At 76.3% G+C, this 1138-nt stretch carries 1 protein-coding gene; it reads left to right on the top strand.

Annotation, left to right across the window (positions count from 1 at the left end; translation table 11 throughout):
* Window positions 1-1138: FAD-binding and (Fe-S)-binding domain-containing protein (locus V7793_RS37780; RefSeq protein ID WP_336014269.1), on the top strand; the 1138-nt coding region annotated here is incomplete at both ends.

Genomic DNA, 1138 nt, shown 5'->3' with positions numbered 1-1138 from the left:
GCCACCCGCCTGCCCGACGGCACCGAGGCGTGGCCGGGCTGGGAGGACTGCGCGGTCCCGCCCGCCCGGCTCGGCGCCTACCTGCGCGACTTCCGCGCCCTCCTGCGCCGCTACGGGCTGCACGGCGCGCCCTACGGCCACTTCGGCGACGGCTGCATCCACGTGCGCATCGACTTCGGCCTGACCCGCCCGGACGGCGTGCGGCGCTTCCGCGACTTCTCCGGCGACGCCGCCGACCTGGTCGTCTCGCACGGCGGCTCCCTGTCCGGCGAGCACGGCGACGGGCAGGCGCGGGCGGAACTCCTGCCGAAGATGTACGGACCCGAGGTCGTCCGCCTCTTCGAACGCTTCAAGGACCTCTGGGACCCGGACGGCGGGCTCAATCCCGGCATCCTCGCCCGCCCCCGCAAGCTGGACGAGAACCTCCGCTTCGACGTGCTCCCGGGCCGGCCGGTGCCTGTCGTCTTCGCCTACCCCGGGGACGGCGAGGGTGGCGGCGACTTCGCGGGGGCCGTGCGGCGGTGCGTGGGCGTCGCCAAGTGCCGGGAGACGGAGGTGGTTCCGGGCGCGGCGGGCGTGATGTGCCCCTCCTACCGGGTGACGCGCGAGGAACAGCACTCCACGCGCGGCCGGGCCCGCCTGCTGCACGAGATGCTGGCGGGCGAGGTCGTCACGGACGGCTGGCGCTCGGAGGAGGTCCGCGAGGCGCTCGACCTGTGCCTGGCGTGCAAAGGATGCCGCAGCGACTGCCCGGTGGGCGTCGACATGGCCACGTACAAGGCGGAGTTCCTCCACCACCACTACGCGGGACGGGTACGGCCCGCCGCCCACTACGCGATGGGGTGGCTGCCGGTGTGGCTCCGGGGGGTGGCGGCGCTCCGGGCGGCCGGGGCGGTCAACCGGCTGGCGGGGACCGGGCCGGTGGCCGCGGCGGCGAAGCGGCTCGGAGGGCTCGCCCGGGAACGGGAGCTTCCGCGGCTGGCGGAGGAGCCGTTCGTGCGGTGGTGGAGGGGGCGGGGGGATGTGCCGTGTGACGGGCCGGGTGGTGGTCCGGGTGACGGGGCGGGCGAGGGCCCGAGCGTCGGGCCGGACGGCGGGCCGGACGTCGGACCGGACGTCGGACCGGACGTCGGACCGG

The sequence above is a fragment of the Streptomyces sp. KLMMK genome (genome assembly GCF_036961605.1).
Classification (GTDB): domain Bacteria; phylum Actinomycetota; class Actinomycetes; order Streptomycetales; family Streptomycetaceae; genus Streptomyces; species Streptomyces telluris.
This window is presented reverse-complemented; position numbering and strand designations above follow the sequence as displayed.